At 54.3% G+C, this 18,444-nt stretch carries 13 protein-coding genes, 2 tRNA genes and 2 rRNA genes; 14 read left to right on the top strand and 3 right to left on the bottom strand.

Going from position 1 to position 18,444, the window contains the following annotated elements:
• Positions 1 to 79 precede the first annotated feature (79 nt).
• From tatA to tatD, 4 genes are read left to right on the top strand one after another with little or no spacing between them, the layout of a single operon-like run.
• Positions 80 to 337 (top strand): Sec-independent protein translocase subunit TatA, encoded by a 258-nt coding sequence (gene tatA, locus N7922_RS23545; RefSeq protein WP_263098514.1) that lies wholly within the window; start codon positions 80 to 82, stop codon positions 335 to 337.
• Between the two features lie 3 nt (positions 338 to 340).
• Entirely contained in the window at positions 341 to 865 is a 525-nt protein-coding gene (gene tatB, locus N7922_RS23540) for a Sec-independent protein translocase protein TatB (RefSeq protein ID WP_263098513.1), read from the top strand.
• A 2-nt stretch (positions 866 to 867) separates the two neighbouring features.
• Positions 868 to 1,632 (top strand): Sec-independent protein translocase subunit TatC, encoded by a 765-nt coding sequence (gene tatC, locus N7922_RS23535; RefSeq protein ID WP_061499066.1) that lies wholly within the window; start codon positions 868 to 870, stop codon positions 1,630 to 1,632.
• Positions 1,633 to 1,674: 42 nt separating this feature from the next.
• Positions 1,675 to 2,457, top strand: a complete 783-nt coding sequence (gene tatD / locus N7922_RS23530) for a 3'-5' ssDNA/RNA exonuclease TatD (RefSeq protein WP_263098512.1) — start codon at positions 1,675 to 1,677, stop codon at positions 2,455 to 2,457.
• Between the two features lie 7 nt (positions 2,458 to 2,464).
• Here the strand turns inward: tatD and rfaH are convergent, their stop codons facing one another.
• Positions 2,465 to 2,953 (bottom strand): transcription/translation regulatory transformer protein RfaH, encoded by a 489-nt coding sequence (rfaH, locus tag N7922_RS23525; RefSeq protein ID WP_263098511.1) that lies wholly within the window; start codon positions 2,951 to 2,953, stop codon positions 2,465 to 2,467.
• Positions 2,954 to 3,123: 170 nt separating this feature from the next.
• On the opposite strand from rfaH, the gene ubiD reads away from it, so the two are divergent.
• The gene (ubiD, locus tag N7922_RS23520) at positions 3,124 to 4,611 is read left to right on the top strand and encodes a 4-hydroxy-3-polyprenylbenzoate decarboxylase (protein ID WP_263100994.1); all 1,488 of its coding nucleotides are present in this window, start codon (positions 3,124 to 3,126) and stop codon (positions 4,609 to 4,611) included.
• 18 nt (positions 4,612 to 4,629) lie between these two features.
• Positions 4,630 to 5,331: an NAD(P)H-flavin reductase gene (gene fre, locus N7922_RS23515; RefSeq protein ID WP_263098510.1), complete on the top strand. Its 702-nt coding sequence runs from the start codon at positions 4,630 to 4,632 to the stop codon at positions 5,329 to 5,331.
• A gap of 177 nt (positions 5,332 to 5,508) precedes the next feature.
• Here the strand turns inward: fre and fadA are convergent, their stop codons facing one another.
• Both fadA and fadB read right to left on the bottom strand, forming a co-directional pair.
• Positions 5,509 to 6,672, bottom strand: a complete 1,164-nt coding sequence (gene fadA, locus N7922_RS23510) for an acetyl-CoA C-acyltransferase FadA (RefSeq protein ID WP_263098509.1) — start codon at positions 6,670 to 6,672, stop codon at positions 5,509 to 5,511.
• Between the two features lie 9 nt (positions 6,673 to 6,681).
• Entirely contained in the window at positions 6,682 to 8,871 is a 2,190-nt protein-coding gene (gene fadB / locus N7922_RS23505; protein ID WP_263098508.1) for a fatty acid oxidation complex subunit alpha FadB, read from the bottom strand.
• Positions 8,872 to 9,061: 190 nt separating this feature from the next.
• Between fadB and pepQ the strand changes: the two genes are divergently transcribed.
• From pepQ to N7922_RS23465, 8 genes are all read left to right on the top strand, one after another.
• Positions 9,062 to 10,393 carry a Xaa-Pro dipeptidase gene (gene pepQ / locus N7922_RS23500; RefSeq protein ID WP_263098507.1) on the top strand — a complete coding sequence of 444 codons (1,332 nt, stop codon included), beginning with the start codon at positions 9,062 to 9,064 and terminating at the stop codon, positions 10,391 to 10,393.
• On the top strand, positions 10,393 to 11,007 hold the full coding sequence (locus N7922_RS23495) for an IMPACT family protein (RefSeq protein ID WP_263098506.1): 615 nt from the start codon (positions 10,393 to 10,395) through the stop codon (positions 11,005 to 11,007). Before pepQ ends, N7922_RS23495 begins: the two co-directional genes overlap by 1 nt.
• Positions 11,008 to 11,047: 40 nt before the next feature.
• Entirely contained in the window at positions 11,048 to 12,499 is a 1,452-nt protein-coding gene (gene trkH / locus N7922_RS23490; RefSeq protein WP_263098505.1) for a Trk system potassium transporter TrkH, read from the top strand.
• Positions 12,500 to 12,509: 10 nt separating this feature from the next.
• Positions 12,510 to 13,052 carry a menaquinone-dependent protoporphyrinogen IX dehydrogenase gene (gene hemG / locus N7922_RS23485; RefSeq protein WP_263098504.1) on the top strand — a complete coding sequence of 181 codons (543 nt, stop codon included), beginning with the start codon at positions 12,510 to 12,512 and terminating at the stop codon, positions 13,050 to 13,052.
• A gap of 359 nt (positions 13,053 to 13,411) precedes the next feature.
• Positions 13,412 to 14,953 (top strand): 16S ribosomal RNA (locus tag N7922_RS23480).
• Between the two features lie 71 nt (positions 14,954 to 15,024).
• Positions 15,025 to 15,101: transfer RNA gene (locus N7922_RS23475), tRNA-Ile, on the top strand.
• A gap of 108 nt (positions 15,102 to 15,209) precedes the next feature.
• Positions 15,210 to 15,285: transfer RNA gene (locus N7922_RS23470), tRNA-Ala, on the top strand.
• Positions 15,286 to 15,467: 182 nt separating this feature from the next.
• Positions 15,468 to 18,374: ribosomal RNA gene (locus tag N7922_RS23465) — 23S ribosomal RNA — on the top strand.
• Together the 16S and 23S rRNA genes with 2 tRNA genes alongside form the textbook arrangement of a ribosomal RNA operon.
• The last annotated feature ends 70 nt before the right edge of the window (positions 18,375 to 18,444 follow it).

The raw sequence follows: 18,444 nt of genomic DNA, 5'->3' as shown, positions 1-18,444 counted from the left end.
AGGGTATACACATGCAGCCCAGGGGATAATGTGTATACTGGGGCCTGTTTTTAACATCATCTCTTACAGAGGACTGTGTATGGGTGGTATCAGTATTGGGCAGTTATTGATTATTGCGGTCATCGTCGTGCTGCTGTTTGGTACGAAAAAGCTCGGTTCTATCGGTTCCGATCTTGGTAAGTCGATCAAAGGCTTTAAAAAAGCCATGAGCGACGATGACAAAGACGATAAGCAGGATCAATCCGCACAGGATGCAGATTTCACGGCGAAGTCTCTCTCTGAAAAGCCAGAAGACGCCAAAAAAGACGAAAAACGTCACGACAAAGAGCAGGTGTAACCCGTGTTCGATATAGGTTTTGGCGAACTGTTACTCGTATTTATAGTCGGTCTGGTGGTGCTGGGACCGCAGAGATTGCCTGTGGCGGTGCGTACGGTGGCAAGCTGGATCCGCACATTACGCTCGCTGGCGACCACCGTGCAGAACGAACTGACGCAGGAACTGAAGCTGCAGGAATTCCAGGAAAGCCTGAAAAAGGTGGAGAAAGCGAGCCTGGAAAACCTGACGCCGGAGTTAAAAGAGTCCATGGATGAACTGCGTCAGGCGGCAGAATCGATGAAGCGCTCTTATAGCGTTAACGATCCTGAAAAAGCGAGCGACGAAGCGCATACTATTCATCATCCGGTCGTGAAAGATAATGCCGCGCAGCATGAAGGCGTAACGCCTGCCGTCGCTGAACATCAGGCCAGTTCTCCGCAGCAAGCGCCCGACGAACAGGACGCGCAAAAAGCGGCGGTGGCGAAAACGGCGGTGAAAGAGGCTGTGCCGGTTTCTGACTCTCCTTCTTCTTCAAGTGATAAATCCTGAACATGGCTGTAGATGATACCCAACCGCTGATCGCCCATCTTATTGAGCTGCGTAAGCGCCTGTTGAACTGCATTATTGCCGTTATTGTGATTTTCCTCGCGCTGGTTTACTTCGCGAACGATATCTATCAACTGGTTTCCGCACCGCTGATCAAACAGATGCCGATGGGCGCGACCATGATCGCCACCGATGTGGCATCGCCATTTTTTACGCCGATCAAACTGACGTTTATGGTCTCTTTGATCCTCTCCGCACCGGTGATTCTGTATCAGGTCTGGGCATTTGTTGCGCCTGCACTGTATAAGCATGAACGCCGGCTGATTGTGCCGTTGCTGATCTCCAGCTCGCTGCTGTTTTACATTGGCATGGCATTCGCCTATTTCGTGGTGTTTCCACTGGCATTTGGCTTCCTGACGCACACGGCGCCGGAAGGCGTGCTGGTTTCGACTGACATTGCGAGTTACCTCAATTTCGTCATGGCGCTGTTTATGGCGTTTGGCGTGTCGTTTGAGGTACCGGTTGCCATTGTGCTGCTGTGCTGGATGGGGGTAACGACCCCGGCCGATCTGCGGCAAAAACGCCCGTACGTGCTGGTCGGTGCTTTTGTCGTGGGGATGCTGCTGACCCCACCGGACGTCTTCTCGCAAACGTTGCTGGCAATACCGATGTACTGCCTGTTTGAAGTCGGGGTCTTTTTTGCACGCTTCTATGTTGGTAAGCGCCGCATACCGGATGAAGAAAGCGAAACAGAAACCAGTGAAGAGTAATTACCAGCCGCCCGTCAGGGCGGTTGTTGTATGGGGATACGCATGTTCGACATTGGAGTGAACCTGACCAGTTCACAATTTGCCAAAGACCGGGATGAAACCGTAGGGCGAGCGCAGGCGGCAGGGCTGGCGGGAATGCTGATCACCGGCACTAACTTGCATGAAAGCCAGCAAGCGCAACAACTGGCAAAGCGTTATCGTCACTGCTGGTCCACCGCCGGGGTGCATCCGCATGACAGCAGTGGCTGGACAGCGGAAACTGCCGATGCCATTCGTCAGCTTGCGGCATTACCTGAGGTGGTTGCTATTGGCGAATGTGGGCTGGATTTCAACCGCAATTTTTCCACGCCGCAGGAGCAGGAACACGCTTTTACCGCGCAGCTTGCACTTGCCGCCGAGCTGGCGATGCCGGTGTTTTTGCATTGCCGCGATGCACATCAACGCTTCTTGACGCTGCTGGAGCCGTGGCTCGACAAGCTGCCTGGCGCGGTGTTGCACTGTTTTACCGGTACGGCGCAGGAAGCGCAGGATTGTCTGGCGCGTGGGATGTATCTGGGCATTACCGGCTGGGTGTGCGATGAGCGCCGTGGGCTGGAGCTGCGCGATGTGTTGCCGTTGATCCCCGCCGAGCGGCTGTTTATTGAAACCGATGCGCCGTATTTGCTGCCGCGGGATCTCAAGCCCAAACCGGCGTCACGGCGCAATGAGCCCGCCCTGCTGGGGCACATTCTTTCCACCGTGGCCGGGCTGCGTGGCGAAGATATTCGCTGGCTGGAGGTGGTAACGGATAACAATGTGAAGCGGCTCTTTGGCGTTGATTTTTAAGCCGGTGTCAGGCTTTGCGAAAGTCCGTGTTTTTGACGCTTTGCAGCACTTGCTTGTTGAGCAGATGCAGTAACAGCATCGAGCGGGCCTCGCCGTCCGGCTCTTTAAAGATTGCCTGTAAACCTTCGAGCGCGCCTTCGGTGATGACAACATCATCGCCGGGGTACGGTGTATCCGGGTCGGTCACCCCTTCTGGCTGGTAGACCGCAAGCTGGTGGATCACCGACGAAGGCACTTTTGCCGGGTTCATACCGAAGCGGACAAAGTGGCTGACGCCGCGTGTGGCGTTGATGGTTGTGGTGTGGATCACTTCGGGATCAAATTCCACAAACAGATAGTTGGGGAACAGGGGTTCATTGACCATCGTCCGCTTGCCGCGAACGATTTTTTCCAGCGCGATCATTGGCGTCAGACAGCCCACCGCCTGACGTTCAAGATGTTCCTGGGCGCGCTGAAGCTGGCCTCGTTTGCAATACAGTAAATACCAGGATCGCATAATGATTCTTTTCCTTAAGTTCGGGCGCAAGAATACCAAAACAGCGGCCTGATGGCTAAGTTGATTATAACGTGTGGCATAAAACGTCGTTATAATTCACGCCGATTTAACAAAAATACAGCAACCACCTGGCGAACACCGTATAATGGAGCGCTGACCCGGAGGCGATAATACACCGCATGAAATACAACGACCTACGCGACTTTCTGACACTGCTCGAACAGCAGGGCGAACTGAAGCGCATTACGCTTCCGGTTGATCCTTACCTTGAAATGACAGAAATTGCCGATCGCACGCTGCGTGCCGGTGGGCCTGCATTGCTGTTTGAAAATCCGAAAGGTTATACGATGCCGGTGTTGTGCAACCTGTTTGGTACGCCGCGTCGTGTTGCGTTGGGTATGGGGCAGGATGATGTCAGCGCCCTGCGGGAAGTCGGCAAACTGCTGGCGTTCCTGAAAGAGCCTGAACCGCCAAAAGGTTTCCGCGATCTCTTCGATAAGCTTCCCCAGTTCAAACAAGTCCTGAACATGCCCACTAAGCGCCTGCGTGGCGCGCCCTGTCAGCAAAAAGTATTGCAGGGTGACGACGTCGACCTGACAAAAATCCCGATTATGCAGTGCTGGCCGGAAGATGCCGCACCGCTGATTACCTGGGGGCTGACGGTGACGCGTGGTCCGCATAAAGAGCGGCAAAACCTGGGCATTTATCGTCAGCAGTTAATCGGTAAAAACAAACTGATCATGCGCTGGCTTTCCCACCGCGGTGGCGCGCTTGATTTTCAGGAGTGGCAGGCGGCGCACCCGGGTGAGCGTTTCCCGGTTGCTGTGGCGCTGGGCGCCGATCCGGCGACCATTCTCGGCGCGGTGACGCCCGTGCCGGATACGTTGTCTGAATATGCTTTTGCCGGGCTGTTACGCGGCACGAAGACCGAAGTCGTGAAATGCATCTCGAATGAGCTTGAAGTTCCTGCCAGTGCGGAAATTGTGCTGGAAGGCTATATTGAGCCTGGTGAGATGGCGGCGGAAGGTCCGTATGGCGATCACACCGGCTATTACAACGAAGTGGATAACTTCCCGGTGTTTACGGTTACGCATATTACCCGGCGCGAAGATGCGATTTATCACTCCACTTATACCGGACGCCCACCGGATGAGCCTGCCGTACTGGGCGTGGCGCTGAACGAAGTGTTCGTGCCGATCCTGCAAAAACAGTTCCCGGAAATCGTTGATTTTTATCTGCCGCCGGAAGGGTGTTCATACCGCCTGGCGGTGGTCACGATGAAGAAACAGTACGCGGGCCATGCGAAACGCGTCATGATGGGTGTCTGGTCATTCTTGCGCCAGTTTATGTACACCAAGTTTGTGATTGTGTGCGATGACGATGTTAACGCCCGCGACTGGAATGATGTTATCTGGGCGATTACCACCCGTATGGATCCCGCCCGGGATACTGTGCTGGTGGAAAACACGCCGATCGACTACCTGGATTTTGCCTCGCCGGTTTCCGGCCTTGGCTCAAAAATGGGATTGGATGCCACCAATAAATGGCCCGGCGAAACCCAACGCGAATGGGGACATCCTATCAAGAAGGACCCCGACGTGACGGCGAGAATCGACGCCATCTGGGATGAACTGGCCATACTAAATGCCGAAAAATAGACCCGACAGAGAGAGCGCATGACAACCTTAAGCTGTAAAGTGACCTCGGTAGATGCCATCACTGATACCGTATATCGCGTCCGTTTAGTGCCGGAAGCGGCGTTTTCTTTCCGCGCTGGCCAGTACTTGATGGTAGTGATGGATGAGCGAGATAAGCGCCCCTTCTCGATGGCCTCCACGCCGGATCAGCATGACTTTATCGAACTGCATATTGGCGCGTCCGAGTTAAATCTCTATGCCATGGCGGTAATGGATCGCATCCTGAAAGATCGCGAAATCGTGATCGATATTCCGCACGGCGATGCCTGGTTGCGTGATGACGAAGATCGTCCGATGGTTCTGATTGCAGGCGGCACCGGGTTCTCTTATGTGCGTTCTATTTTACTGACATCACTGGCGAAAAATCCGAACCGCGACATCACCATTTACTGGGGCGGTCGCGAAGAAAAACACCTGTACGATTTGGCTGAGCTGGAAGCATTAACCGTGACGCACCCGAATCTGCGCGTGGTGCCGGTCGTTGAGCAACCTCCTGAAGCGTGGCGCGGTCGTTCCGGAACGGTACTGGCGGCAGTACTGCAGGATTTTGGCTCGCTCGCAGAGCACGATATCTATATTGCCGGACGTTTTGAGATGGCGAAAATCGCCCGTGATCTGTTCTGCAATGAGCGCGGTGCGCGTGAAGATCGCCTGTTTGGCGATGCGTTTGCCTTTATCTGAGTTTGTCTTCGCCATTGTCGCCAGAGCGGCGTTGGCTGTGTTGCGGGTAACGGTAATAAAAAACCCGCCCCTGACAGGCGGGAAGAACGGCAACTAAATTTTCTTTCTTCGCATTCACCATGCCGGATAAGAGGCTTGCGCCGCCTTCCGGCATGGTCGTGATGACACAATCTGCGGTTATACGCGTTCAAACACGGTAGCGATCCCCTGACCCAGACCGATACACATCGTCGCCAGACCAAACTGGGCGTCTTTGCGTTCCATCAGGTTCAGCAATGTTGTGCTGATGCGTGTACCCGAGCAGCCCAGCGGGTGTCCGAGTGCGATAGCACCGCCATTGAGGTTAATCTTCTCGTCGATATGCTCCATCAGTCCCAGGTCTTTAATGCATGGCAGGATCTGCGCAGCAAAGGCTTCGTTCATCTCAAACAGGTCGATATCGCTGGCCGCCAGTCCGGCCTTTTTCAACGCCAGTTTGGACGCCGGAACCGGGCCATAACCCATAATCGACGGATCGCAGCCGACCACCGCCATTGAACGTATGCGGGCGCGTGGCGTCAGCCCCAGCTCACGGGCGCGGTTTTCGCTCATCACCAGCATCGCCGAGGCGCCATCCGACAACGCAGAAGATGTACCGGCGGTTACCGTACCGCTCACCGGATCAAAGGCCGGGCGTAAGGTAGAAAGGGCTTCAACGGTGGTTTCCGGGCGGATCACTTCGTCATAGTTAAACTGCTTCAGCACGCCATCTGCGTCATGGCCTCCGGTCGGGATGATCTCCGTTTTGAACGCTCCGGATTGCGTGGCAGCCCAGGCACGGGCATGAGAACGAGCAGCGAAAGCATCCTGCATTTCACGGCTGATACCGTGCATACGAGACAGCATTTCGGCGGTCAGCCCCATCATGCCGGCGGCTTTCGCCACGTTACGGCTCATGCCAGGGTGGAAATCCACACCGTGGCTCATCGGGACGTGACCCATATGTTCAACACCGCCGACCAGGCACACCTGGGCATCGCCCGTCATGATCATGCGTGCGGCATCATGTAACGCCTGCATCGATGATCCGCAGAGCCGGTTAACGGTGACGGCCGGGACCGAATGTGGGATTTCCGCCAGCAGTGCGGCATTACGGGCAATATTGAAACCCTGCTCCAGCGTTTGTTGCACGCAGCCCCAGTAAATATCATCGATAGCGGTGGCATCCAGCGCCGGGTTACGCGCCAGCAGGCTACGCATCAAGTGGGCGGAGAGATCTTCAGCGCGTACGTTGCGGAATGCGCCGCCTTTTGAACGGCCCATTGGGGTACGAATCGCATCGACAATGACAACCTGTTCCATTGTGACTCCTTAAGCCGTCTTCAGCTCGCCCACCGGGCGCGCAGGTTCAACTGTGGGGTAATAAGGCTCGTTGTGGCGCGCTTTTTCGCGCAGCCCTGCCGGGACTTCATACAGCGGCCCGAGGTGCTGATATTGCTGCGCCATGTCGAGATATTTCGCGCTGCCGATCGTATCCAGCCAGCGGAACGCGCCGCCATGGAACGGCGGGAAACCGAGCCCGTATACCAGCGCCATATCGGCTTCGGCTGGGCTGGCGATAATGCCCTCTTCAAGGCAGCGCACCACTTCGTTCACCATCGGGATCATCATGCGGGCGATAATGTCGTCGTCGCTGAAATCCTGTCGGCCTTTGCTGATCCCCGCCAGCAGGGTATCCACCCCGGCGTCTTCTTCTTTCTTCGGCTTGCCTTTGCTGTCTTCTTTATAGCGCCAGAAGCCGATGCCGTTTTTCTGCCCATAGCGGCTGGCGTCAAACAGCGCGTCGATCGCATCGCGGTAATCTTTCTGCATACGCTGCGGGAAACCGGCTGCCATCACCGCCTGGGCGTGATGCGCGGTATCAATACCGACAACGTCCAGCAGATAGGCCGGGCCCATCGGCCAGCCGAACTGTTTTTCCATCACTTTGTCGACTTTGCGGAAGTCCGCGCCATCGCGCAGTAACTGGCTAAAACCGGCGAAATAGGGGAACAGCACGCGGTTAACAAAGAAACCGGGGCAGTCATTGACCACAATCGGGGTTTTGCCCATTTTGCTGGCCCATGCCACCACTTTGGCGATGGTCTCATCCGCGGTTTTTTCACCGCGGATCACCTCGACCAGCGGCATGCGGTGCACCGGGTTAAAGAAGTGCATACCGCAGAAGTTTTCCGGGCGTTTTAGCACGCTTGCCAGTTCACTGATGGGAATGGTGGAGGTGTTCGACGCCAGCACGGTATCCGGGCGCACCTGGTCTTCGGTTTCCGCTAATACCGCTTTTTTCACTTTCGGGTTTTCAACAACCGCTTCCACCACCACATCGGCACGCTCAAAACCGGCATACGCCAGGGTTGGCTGGATGGTTGAAATCACGCCCGCCAGTTTCAGACCGTCGATCTTGCCGCGCTCAAGCTGTTTATTCAGCAATTTACCCGCTTCGCTCATGCCGAGCGCGAGCGATTTCTCATTGATATCTTTCATCAACACTGGCACGCCTTTCCACGCGGACTGATAGGCAATGCCGCCGCCCATGATGCCTGCGCCAAGTACCGCAGCTTGTTTGGGCGTTTCAACATTTTTGGTCAGTTTCTTCGCCTGACCTTTAACGTATTGGTCATTAAGGAAAATACCGACCAGTGCACGAGCTTCGTTGGTATGAGCCAGCGGAACAAAGCTCTGGTTTTCCAGTTTCAGTGCTTCATCCCGGCCAAATTTGGCTGCGGCTTCAATGGTTTTTACTGCCGTAATGGGGGCCGGATAGTGTTTGCCAGCGGTTTGCATCACCATGCCTTTGGCAATGGTAAAGCTCATGGCGGCTTCAATTTTGCTGAGTTTCAGCGGTTCCAGTTTTGGCTGACGTTTGGCTCTCCAGTCGAGATCGCCATTAATCGCCTGGCGCAGAACGGCTACCGCGCCGTCACGCAGTTTCTCCGGCTTCACAATGCCATCTACCAGGCCAATCTTCAGTGCCTCTTCAGCACCGACATCTTTACCGGCAGCAATAATTTCTAATGCGCTATCTGCACCGAGCAGGCGCGGCATGCGGACGGAACCGCCAAAGCCCGGCATGATCCCCAGTTTGGTTTCCGGCAAACCGATGCGCAGGTCCGGCGTCGCGAGGCGATAGTCAGTCGCCAGCACGCATTCGCACCCGCCGCCCAGCGCATAGCCATTAACGGCGGAAAGCGTGGGCACTGGCAAATCTTCCAGCCGGTTAAAGACGCTATTGGCAAAATGCAGCCACTGGCTCAATTGCTCTGCCGGCACCAGGAATAGCGAAAGGAATTCGGTGATATCCGCGCCAACGATAAAGGCCGCTTTTTCGGAACGCAGCAGCAGCCCTTTTAAATCTGATTGCTTTTCCAGCACGTCCAGCGCTTCGCCGAGGCTGGCGACGGTAGCGGTATCAAGCTTATTCACTGAACCGGGAGCATCGAACACCAGTTCGGCGATGCCATCTTCCAGCCAGTTGAGGTACAGGTTATTGCCTTTGTAGAGCATGTCAGTCTCCTGAATCCAGCAAGGGATCTGGTCATACCAGATGAAACGGAGTGTGGTTTTTATGTTAACGAAATGCAAATAACTCATTAAATAATTGCTGGCGTGATCACGCTCGGTGGAAATCACCCAGCCGGAAGCAGGTGTGCTAAGATGCGAACACTTGAGGTCACAAAAAACAGAAGGAATAACGATGGACTCACTGGCGGCACTTTATAAAAATCATATTGTTACGCTACAGGAACGCACCCGTGATGTACTGGCGCGCTTCAAGCTCGACGCGTTGCTTATTCACTCCGGCGAGCTGTTTAACGTCTTTCTCGACGACCATCCTTATCCGTTTAAAGTGAATCCCCAGTTTAAGGCCTGGGTTCCGGTCACACAGGTGCCTAACTGCTGGCTGCTGGTCGATGGCGTGAATAAGCCGAAGCTGTGGTTCTATCTGCCGGTGGATTACTGGCATAACGTGGAACCCTTGCCAACCTCCTTCTGGACCGAAGAAGTCGATGTGATTGCGCTGCCGAAAGTCGATGGCATCGGCAGCTTGCTGCCTGCGGCGCGCGGCAACATTGCTTACATAGGGCCGGTGGCGGAGCGGGCACTGGGTCTGGATATCGCAGCCAGCAATATCAACCCGAAAGGGGTGATTGATTACCTGCATTATTACCGCGCCTACAAAACCGATTATGAACTGGCGTGTATGCGTGAAGCGCAGAAGACCGCTGTCATTGGTCACCGTGCCGCGCATGAAGCTTTCCAGTCCGGGATGAGCGAGTTTGATATCAACCTGGCGTATCTGACCGCTACCGGTCACCGCGACACCGATGTGCCGTACAGCAATATTGTGGCGCTGAACGAACACGCCGCTGTGCTGCATTACACCCGGCTCGATCACCGCGCACCGGCGGAAATGCGCAGCTTCCTGCTGGATGCCGGCGCAGAGTACAACGGTTATGCCGCGGATTTGACGCGCACCTGGGCGGCGAACAGCGATACGGAGTATGCGCAACTGGTCAAAGACGTTAACGAAGAGCAACTGGCGCTGATTGCCACCATGAAAGCGGGTGTCAATTACGCCGACTACCATGTTCAGTTCCATCAGCGCATCGCCAAATTGCTGCGCCGTCATCACATCATCACTGATATCAGTGAAGAAGCGATGGTGGAGCAGGACATCACCGGGCCGTTTATGCCGCATGGTATCGGTCATCCGCTTGGTTTGCAGGTGCACGATGTCGCGGGCTTTATGCAGGATGATACCGGCACGCATCTGGCTGCGCCGTCGAAGTATCCCTACCTGCGCTGCACCCGCGTGATGCAGCCGCGTATGGTGGTGACCATTGAACCGGGTCTCTATTTTATTGAATCTCTGCTGGCGCCATGGCGTGAAGGCCCGCTCAGCAAGCACTTTAACTGGCAAAAAATCGATGCGTTGAAACCGTTTGGCGGCATTCGTATCGAAGATAATGTGGTTATCCACGAAAATAACATCGAAAACATGACGCGGGACCTGAAACTGGCGTAATGGAGAGCTGGCTGATACCGGCTGCGCCGGTCACCTTTAGCGAGGAGATCAAAAAAAGCCGTTTTATTACGCTGTTGGCGCATACCGATGGCGTTGAGGCGGCGAAGGCGTTTGTCGATGCTGTCCGGGTGCTGCACCCGGACGCGCGTCATCACTGTGTGGCGTGGGTTGCGGGGCCGCCGGATGATTCACAGCAGTTGGGGTTTTCTGACGATGGCGAACCGGCGGGCACGGCTGGTAAACCGATGCTCGCCCAGTTAATGGGCAGCGGCGTCGGCGAAATCACCGCGGTGGTGGTGCGTTATTATGGCGGTGTTTTGCTGGGGACCGGTGGTCTGGTAAAAGCCTACGGCGGTGGTGTGCAACAGGCGCTGAACCAGCTTACGACCATCCGCAAAATGCCGTTAACCGAATATACTTTGTGGTGTGATTACGCACAGCTGGCCGGAGTCGAAACGCTGCTTGGGCAATTTGAGGGGAAAATTGTCGCAAGCGAGTATCAGGCTTCCGTGCATCTGCGGGTGGCGCTTCCTCACAGCAGACTGGAGGCGTTTTCGGCAAGGCTTGCTGATTTTAGCCGTGGCGCATTGCAATTATTAAAAACTGAAGAATAATCCCCTCCTGATTTTCTGAACACCTAAGGAAGCGGCAGAGATGCATTTTCGCGCCATAACCCGAATCGTTGGACTGCTGGTCATCCTCTTTTCCGGAACGATGATCTTACCTGGACTGGTAGCCCTTATTTACCGCGACGGTGCGGGGCGTGCATTTACCCAGACCTTTTTTGTGGCGTTGATGATTGGCTCCATACTGTGGTGGCCTAATCGTCGCGAGAAAGGGGAACTGAAATCCCGTGAAGGTTTCCTGATCGTCGTGTTGTTCTGGACGGTGTTGGGAAGCGTGGGGGCGTTGCCGTTTGTCTTTTCTGAAAGCCCCAGCCTGACGGTAACAGACGCATTTTTTGAATCCTTCTCTGGCCTGACGACCACAGGAGCAACAACGCTGGTCGGGCTGGATTCGCTGCCGCATGCCATCCTCTTTTATCGCCAGATGTTGCAGTGGTTTGGTGGGATGGGGATCATCGTGCTGGCCGTTGCGATACTGCCGATCCTCGGCGTTGGGGGGATGCAGCTCTACCGTGCCGAAATGCCAGGGCCGTTGAAAGACAATAAAATGCGTCCGCGGATCGCCGAAACGGCTAAGACCCTGTGGCTTATCTATGTCTTGCTGACAATCGCCTGCGCGGTGGCGCTGTGGTTTGCCGGGATGCCAGCCTTCGATGCTATCGGACACAGCTTTGCAACGATTGCCATTGGCGGTTTCTCCACGCACGATGCCAGCGTTGGCTATTTTAACAGCCCCACTATTAATACCATCATCGCCATCTTCTTATTGATCTCCGGCTGTAACTACGGCCTGCACTTCTCTTTGCTCAGCGGGCGCAGCCTGAAAGTTTACTGGCGCGATCCCGAATTCAGGATGTTTATCGGCGTACAGTTGACGCTGGTGGTGATTTGCACGGTGGTGCTGTGGTTCCACGATGTTTATAACTCGGCGGTGACCACCCTTAATCAGGCCTTTTTTCAGGTTGTCTCCATGGCGACCACCGCCGGATTCACCACCGACAGCATTGCGCGTTGGCCATTGTTCCTGCCGGTGCTATTGCTGTGCTCTGCTTTCATTGGCGGCTGTGCCGGTTCGACGGGGGGCGGGTTGAAGGTGATCCGTATTCTGTTGCTGTTTAAACAGGGGAACCGTGAGTTGAAGCGCCTGGTGCACCCGAATGCGGTCTACAGCATCAAGCTCGGTAACCGTGCGTTGCCGGAACGTATTCTGGAAGCCGTGTGGGGGTTTTTCTCGGCTTACGCGCTGGTGTTTATTGTCAGCATGCTGGCGATCATTGCCACCGGGGTGGATGATTTCTCTGCTTTTGCTTCGGTCGTGGCAACGCTGAACAACCTTGGGCCAGGACTGGGTGTTGTCGCGGACAACTTTGCCAGTATGAATCCGGTGGCGAAGTGGATCCTGATTGCGAATATGTTATTTGGTCGTCTGGAGGTCTTCACGCTGTTAGTGCTGTTTACCCCCACTTTCTGGCGTGAGTAAGGAGCCTTACGTGAAAACATTGATTCTCTTTTCCACCCGGGATGGGCAAACCCGGGAAATCGCCTCTTATATTGCTTCCGAGTTGAAAGAGCTCGGCACCGATACCGATGTGGTGAATTTGAACCGTGCGGAAGAGATAGACTGGGATCAGTATGAGCGGGTAGTGATTGGGGCGTCGATTCGCTATGGACACTATCATCCGGCGCTGGAACGTTTTGTGAAAAAACATCTACAGAGACTGAATTCACTGCCGAGCGCGTTCTATTCCGTTAACCTCGTCGCCCGCAAACCCGAGAAGAGCTCGCCGCAGACCAATAGCTACACCCGTAAGTTTTTACTCGCGTCGCCATGGCAACCGGATGAGTGCGCTGTGTTTGCCGGCGCGTTACGTTATCCGCATTATCGCTGGTATGACCGTCTGATGATCCAACTGATTATGAAGATGACCGGCGGCGAGACCAATCCGACGAAAGAAGTGGTGTACACGGACTGGCAGCAAGTCGCGAGTTTTGCCCGCGAAATCGCTCACTTAAACCGCAAATCGTCCGTTTAACCGGCGTTGCGACGGAAAAATAAGCGAACGAAAACTTTTTTGAAATTTATGCTTGTCAGCCGGAATTAACTCCCTATAATGCGCCTCCACTGACACGGCACAACGGCAAACACACCGGCATGTCAGGCGAAGAAATCTGAAAATATTCAGTTGACTTCGCAGCGGGAAAGCGTAATATGCACACCCCGCGCCGCAGTGAAAACGCAGCGGCACTGCTCTTTAACAATTTATCAGACAATCTGTGTGGGCACTCAAAGTGACATGGATTCTTAACGTCTCAGGACGCTAAATGAATACCAAGTCTCACGAGTGAACACGTAATTCATTACGAAGTTTAATTCGGTGAGCATCAAACTTTTAAATTGAAGAGTTTGATCATGGCTCAGATTGAACGCTGGCGGCAGGCCTAACACATGCAAGTCGGACGGTAGCACAGAGGAGCTTGCTCTTCGGGTGACGAGTGGCGGACGGGTGAGTAATGTCTGGGAAACTGCCTGATGGAGGGGGATAACTACTGGAAACGGTAGCTAATACCGCATAACGTCGCAAGACCAAAGAGGGGGACCTTCGGGCCTCTTGCCATCAGATGTGCCCAGATGGGATTAGCTAGTAGGTGGGGTAACGGCTCACCTAGGCGACGATCCCTAGCTGGTCTGAGAGGATGACCAGCCACACTGGAACTGAGACACGGTCCAGACTCCTACGGGAGGCAGCAGTGGGGAATATTGCACAATGGGCGCAAGCCTGATGCAGCCATGCCGCGTGTATGAAGAAGGCCTTCGGGTTGTAAAGTACTTTCAGCGGGGAGGAAGGTGTTGTGGTTAATAACCACAGCAATTGACGTTACCCGCAGAAGAAGCACCGGCTAACTCCGTGCCAGCAGCCGCGGTAATACGGAGGGTGCAAGCGTTAATCGGAATTACTGGGCGTAAAGCGCACGCAGGCGGTCTGTCAAGTCGGATGTGAAATCCCCGGGCTCAACCTGGGAACTGCATTCGAAACTGGCAGGCTGGAGTCTCGTAGAGGGAGGTAGAATTCCAGGTGTAGCGGTGAAATGCGTAGAGATCTGGAGGAATACCGGTGGCGAAGGCGGCCTCCTGGACGAAGACTGACGCTCAGGTGCGAAAGCGTGGGGAGCAAACAGGATTAGATACCCTGGTAGTCCACGCTGTAAACGATGTCGATTTGGAGGTTGTGCCCTTGAGGCGTGGCTTCCGGAGCTAACGCGTTAAATCGACCGCCTGGGGAGTACGGCCGCAAGGTTAAAACTCAAATGAATTGACGGGGGCCCGCACAAGCGGTGGAGCATGTGGTTTAATTCGATGCAACGCGAAGAACCTTACCTGGTCTTGACATCCACAGAAGTTTCCAGAGATGGGAATGTGCCTTCGGGAACTGTGAGACAGGTGCTGCATGGCTGTCGTCAGCTCGTGTTGTGAAATGTTGGGTTAAGTCCCGCAACGAGCGCAACCCTTATCCTTTGTTGCCAGCGGTCCGGCCGGGAACTCAAAGGAGACTGCCAGTGATAAACTGGAGGAAGGTGGGGATGACGTCAAGTCATCATGGCCCTTACGACCAGGGCTACACACGTGCTACAATGGCGCATACAAAGAGAAGCGACCTCGCGAGAGCAAGCGGACCTCATAAAGTGCGTCGTAGTCCGGATTGGAGTCTGCAACTCGACTCCATGAAGTCGGAATCGCTAGTAATCGTGGATCAGAATGCCACGGTGAATACGTTCCCGGGCCTTGTACACACCGCCCGTCACACCATGGGAGTGGGTTGCAAAAGAAGTAGGTAGCTTAACCTTCGGGAGGGCGCTTACCACTTTGTGATTCATGACTGGGGTGAAGTCGTAACAAGGTAACCGTAGGGGAACCTGCGGTTGGATCACCTCCTTACCTTAAAGAACCTGCCTTTGCAGTGCTCACACAGATTGTCTGATGAAAAACGGGCAGTAAAAAATCTCTGCAGGCTTGTAGCTCAGGTGGTTAGAGCGCACCCCTGATAAGGGTGAGGTCGGTGGTTCAAGTCCACTCAGGCCTACCAAATTTTCCCTGAATACTGCGTTGCGAAATGACTCACATACGAAAGTATGTTTCGCCATTTCGCGCCTTGTCTCAGGAAAAATTACGGGTACACGAGATTAACTACGATGGGGCTATAGCTCAGCTGGGAGAGCGCCTGCTTTGCACGCAGGAGGTCTGCGGTTCGATCCCGCATAGCTCCACCATCTTTTACTGTCTGAACCAAGAAAACTTCAGAGTACACATTCTGTGTGTGCTGCGAAGTTTTGCTCTTTAAAAATCTGGATCAAGCTGAAAATTGAAACACAGAACAGTGTGAACTGTTCTGCGAGTCTCTCAAATTTTCACAAACTGACGATGAATCGCAAGAAACATCTTCGGGTTGTGAGGTTAAGCGACCAAGCGTACACGGTGGATGCCCTGGCAGTCAGAGGCGATGAAGGACGTGCTAATCTGCGAAAAGCGCCGGTAAGGTGATATGAACCGTTATAACCGGCGATGTCCGAATGGGGAAACCCAGTGTGACTCGTCACACTATCATTAACTGAATCCATAGGTTAATGAGGCGAACCGGGGGAACTGAAACATCTAAGTACCCCGAGGAAAAGAAATCAACCGAGATTCCCCCAGTAGCGGCGAGCGAACGGGGAGGAGCCCAGAGCCAGAATCAGCTTGTGTGTTAGTGGAAGCGTCTGGAAAGTCGCGCGATACAGGGTGACAGCCCCGTACACAAAAATGCACAGGTTGTGAGCTCGATGAGTAGGGCGGGACACGTGGTATCCTGTCTGAATATGGGGGGACCATCCTCCAAGGCTAAATACTCCTGACTGACCGATAGTGAACCAGTACCGTGAGGGAAAGGCGAAAAGAACCCCGGCGAGGGGAGTGAAAAAGAACCTGAAACCGTGTACGTACAAGCAGTGGGAGCACCCTTTGGGGTGTGACTGCGTACCTTTTGTATAATGGGTCAGCGACTTATATTCTGTAGCAAGGTTAACCGAATAGGGGAGCCGAAGGGAAACCGAGTCTTAACTGGGCGTTAAGTTGCAGGGTATAGACCCGAAACCCGGTGATCTAGCCATGGGCAGGTTGAAGGTTGGGTAACACTAACTGGAGGACCGAACCGACTAATGTTGAAAAATTAGCGGATGACTTGTGGCTGGGGGTGAAAGGCCAATCAAACCGGGAGATAGCTGGTTCTCCCCGAAAGCTATTTAGGTAGCGCCTCGTGAATTCATCTCCGGGGGTAGAGCACTGTTTCGGCTAGGGGGCCATCCCGGCTTACCAACCCGATGCAAACTGCGAATACCGGAGAATGTTATCACGGGAGACACACGGCGGGTGCTAACGTCCGTCGTGAAGAGGGAAACAACCCAGACCGCCAGCTAAGGTCCCAAAGTCATGGTTAAGTGGGAAACGATGTGGGAAGGCCCAGACAGCCAGGATGTTGGCTTAGAAGCAGCCATCATTTAAAGAAAGCGTAATAGCTCACTGGTCGAGTCGGCCTGCGCGGAAGATGTAACGGGGCTAAACCATGCACCGAAGCTGCGGCAGCGACACTATGTGTTGTTGGGTAGGGGAGCGTTCTGTAAGCCTGTGAAGGTGTGCTGTGAGGCATGCTGGAGGTATCAGAAGTGCGAATGCTGACATAAGTAACGATAAAGCGGGTGAAAAGCCCGCTCGCCGGAAGACCAAGGGTTCCTGTCCAACGTTAATCGGGGCAGGGTGAGTCGACCCCTAAGGCGAGGCCGAAAGGCGTAGTCGATGGGAAACAGGTTAATATTCCTGTACTTGGTGTTACTGCGAAGGGGGGACGGAGAAGGCTATGTCATCCGGGCGACGGTTGTCCCGGTTTAAGCGTGCAGGTGTGTGCTCCAGGCAAATCCGGAGCGCTTTAACACTGAGGCGTGATGACGAGGCACTACGGTGCTGAAGTGACAAATGCCCTGCTTCCAGGAAAAGCCTCTAAGCATCAGGTAACACGAAATCGTACCCCAAACCGACACAGGTGGTCAGGTAGAGAATACCAAGGCGCTTGAGAGAACTCGGGTGAAGGAACTAGGCAAAATGGTGCCGTAACTTCGGGAGAAGGCACGCTGATGCGTAGGTGAAGCGGTTTACCCGTGGAGCTGAAATCAGTCGAAGATACCAGCTGGCTGCAACTGTTTATTAAAAACACAGCACTGTGCAAACACGAAAGTGGACGTATACGGTGTGACGCCTGCCCGGTGCCGGAAGGTTAATTGATGGGGTTATCCGTAAGGAGAAGCTCTTGATCGAAGCCCCGGTAAACGGCGGCCGTAACTATAACGGTCCTAAGGTAGCGAAATTCCTTGTCGGGTAAGTTCCGACCTGCACGAATGGCGTAATGATGGCCAGGCTGTCTCCACCCGAGACTCAGTGAAATTGAACTCGCTGTGAAGATGCAGTGTACCCGCGGCAAGACGGAAAGACCCCGTGAACCTTTACTATAGCTTGACACTGAACATTGAGCCTTGATGTGTAGGATAGGTGGGAGGCTTTGAAGCGTGGACGCCAGTCTGCGTGGAGCCAACCTTGAAATACCACCCTTTAATGTTTGATGTTCTAACGTGGACCCGTAATCCGGGTTGCGGACAGTGTCTGGTGGGTAGTTTGACTGGGGCGGTCTCCTCCTAAAGCGTAACGGAGGAGCACGAAGGTCAGCTAATCCTGGTCGGACATCAGGAGGTTAGTGCAATGGCATAAGCTGGCTTGACTGCGAGCGTGACGGCGCGAGCAGGTGCGAAAGCAGGTCATAGTGATCCGGTGGTTCTGAATGGAAGGGCCATCGCTCAACGGATAAAAGGTACTCCGGGGATAACAGGCTGATACCGCCCAAGAGTTCATATCGACGGCGGTGTTTGGCACCTCGATGTCGGCTCATCACATCCTGGGGCTGAAGTAGGTCCCAAGGGTATGGCTGTTCGCCATTTAAAGTGGTACGCGAGCTGGGTTTAGAACGTCGTGAGACAGTTCGGTCCCTATCTGCCGTGGGCGCTGGAGAATTGAGGGGGGCTGCTCCTAGTACGAGAGGACCGGAGTGGACGCATCACTGGTGTTCGGGTTGTCATGCCAATGGCACTGCCCGGTAGCTAAATGCGGAAGAGATAAGTGCTGAAAGCATCTAAGCACGAAACTTGCCCCGAGATGAGTTCTCCCTGAGACCTTGAGTCTCCTGAAGGAACGTTGAAGACGACGACGTTGATAGGCCGGGTGTGTAAGCGCAGCGATGCGTTGAGCTAACCGGTACTAATGAACCGTGAGGCTTAACCTTACAACGCCGAAGATGTTTTGGCGTGAGAGACGCGACAATCAGCTTGATACAGATAACATCAGGGCGCGTG

The organism is Kosakonia sp. ML.JS2a, assembly GCF_025642095.1.
Taxonomy (GTDB): Bacteria; Pseudomonadota; Gammaproteobacteria; order Enterobacterales; family Enterobacteriaceae.
This window is presented reverse-complemented; position numbering and strand designations above follow the sequence as displayed.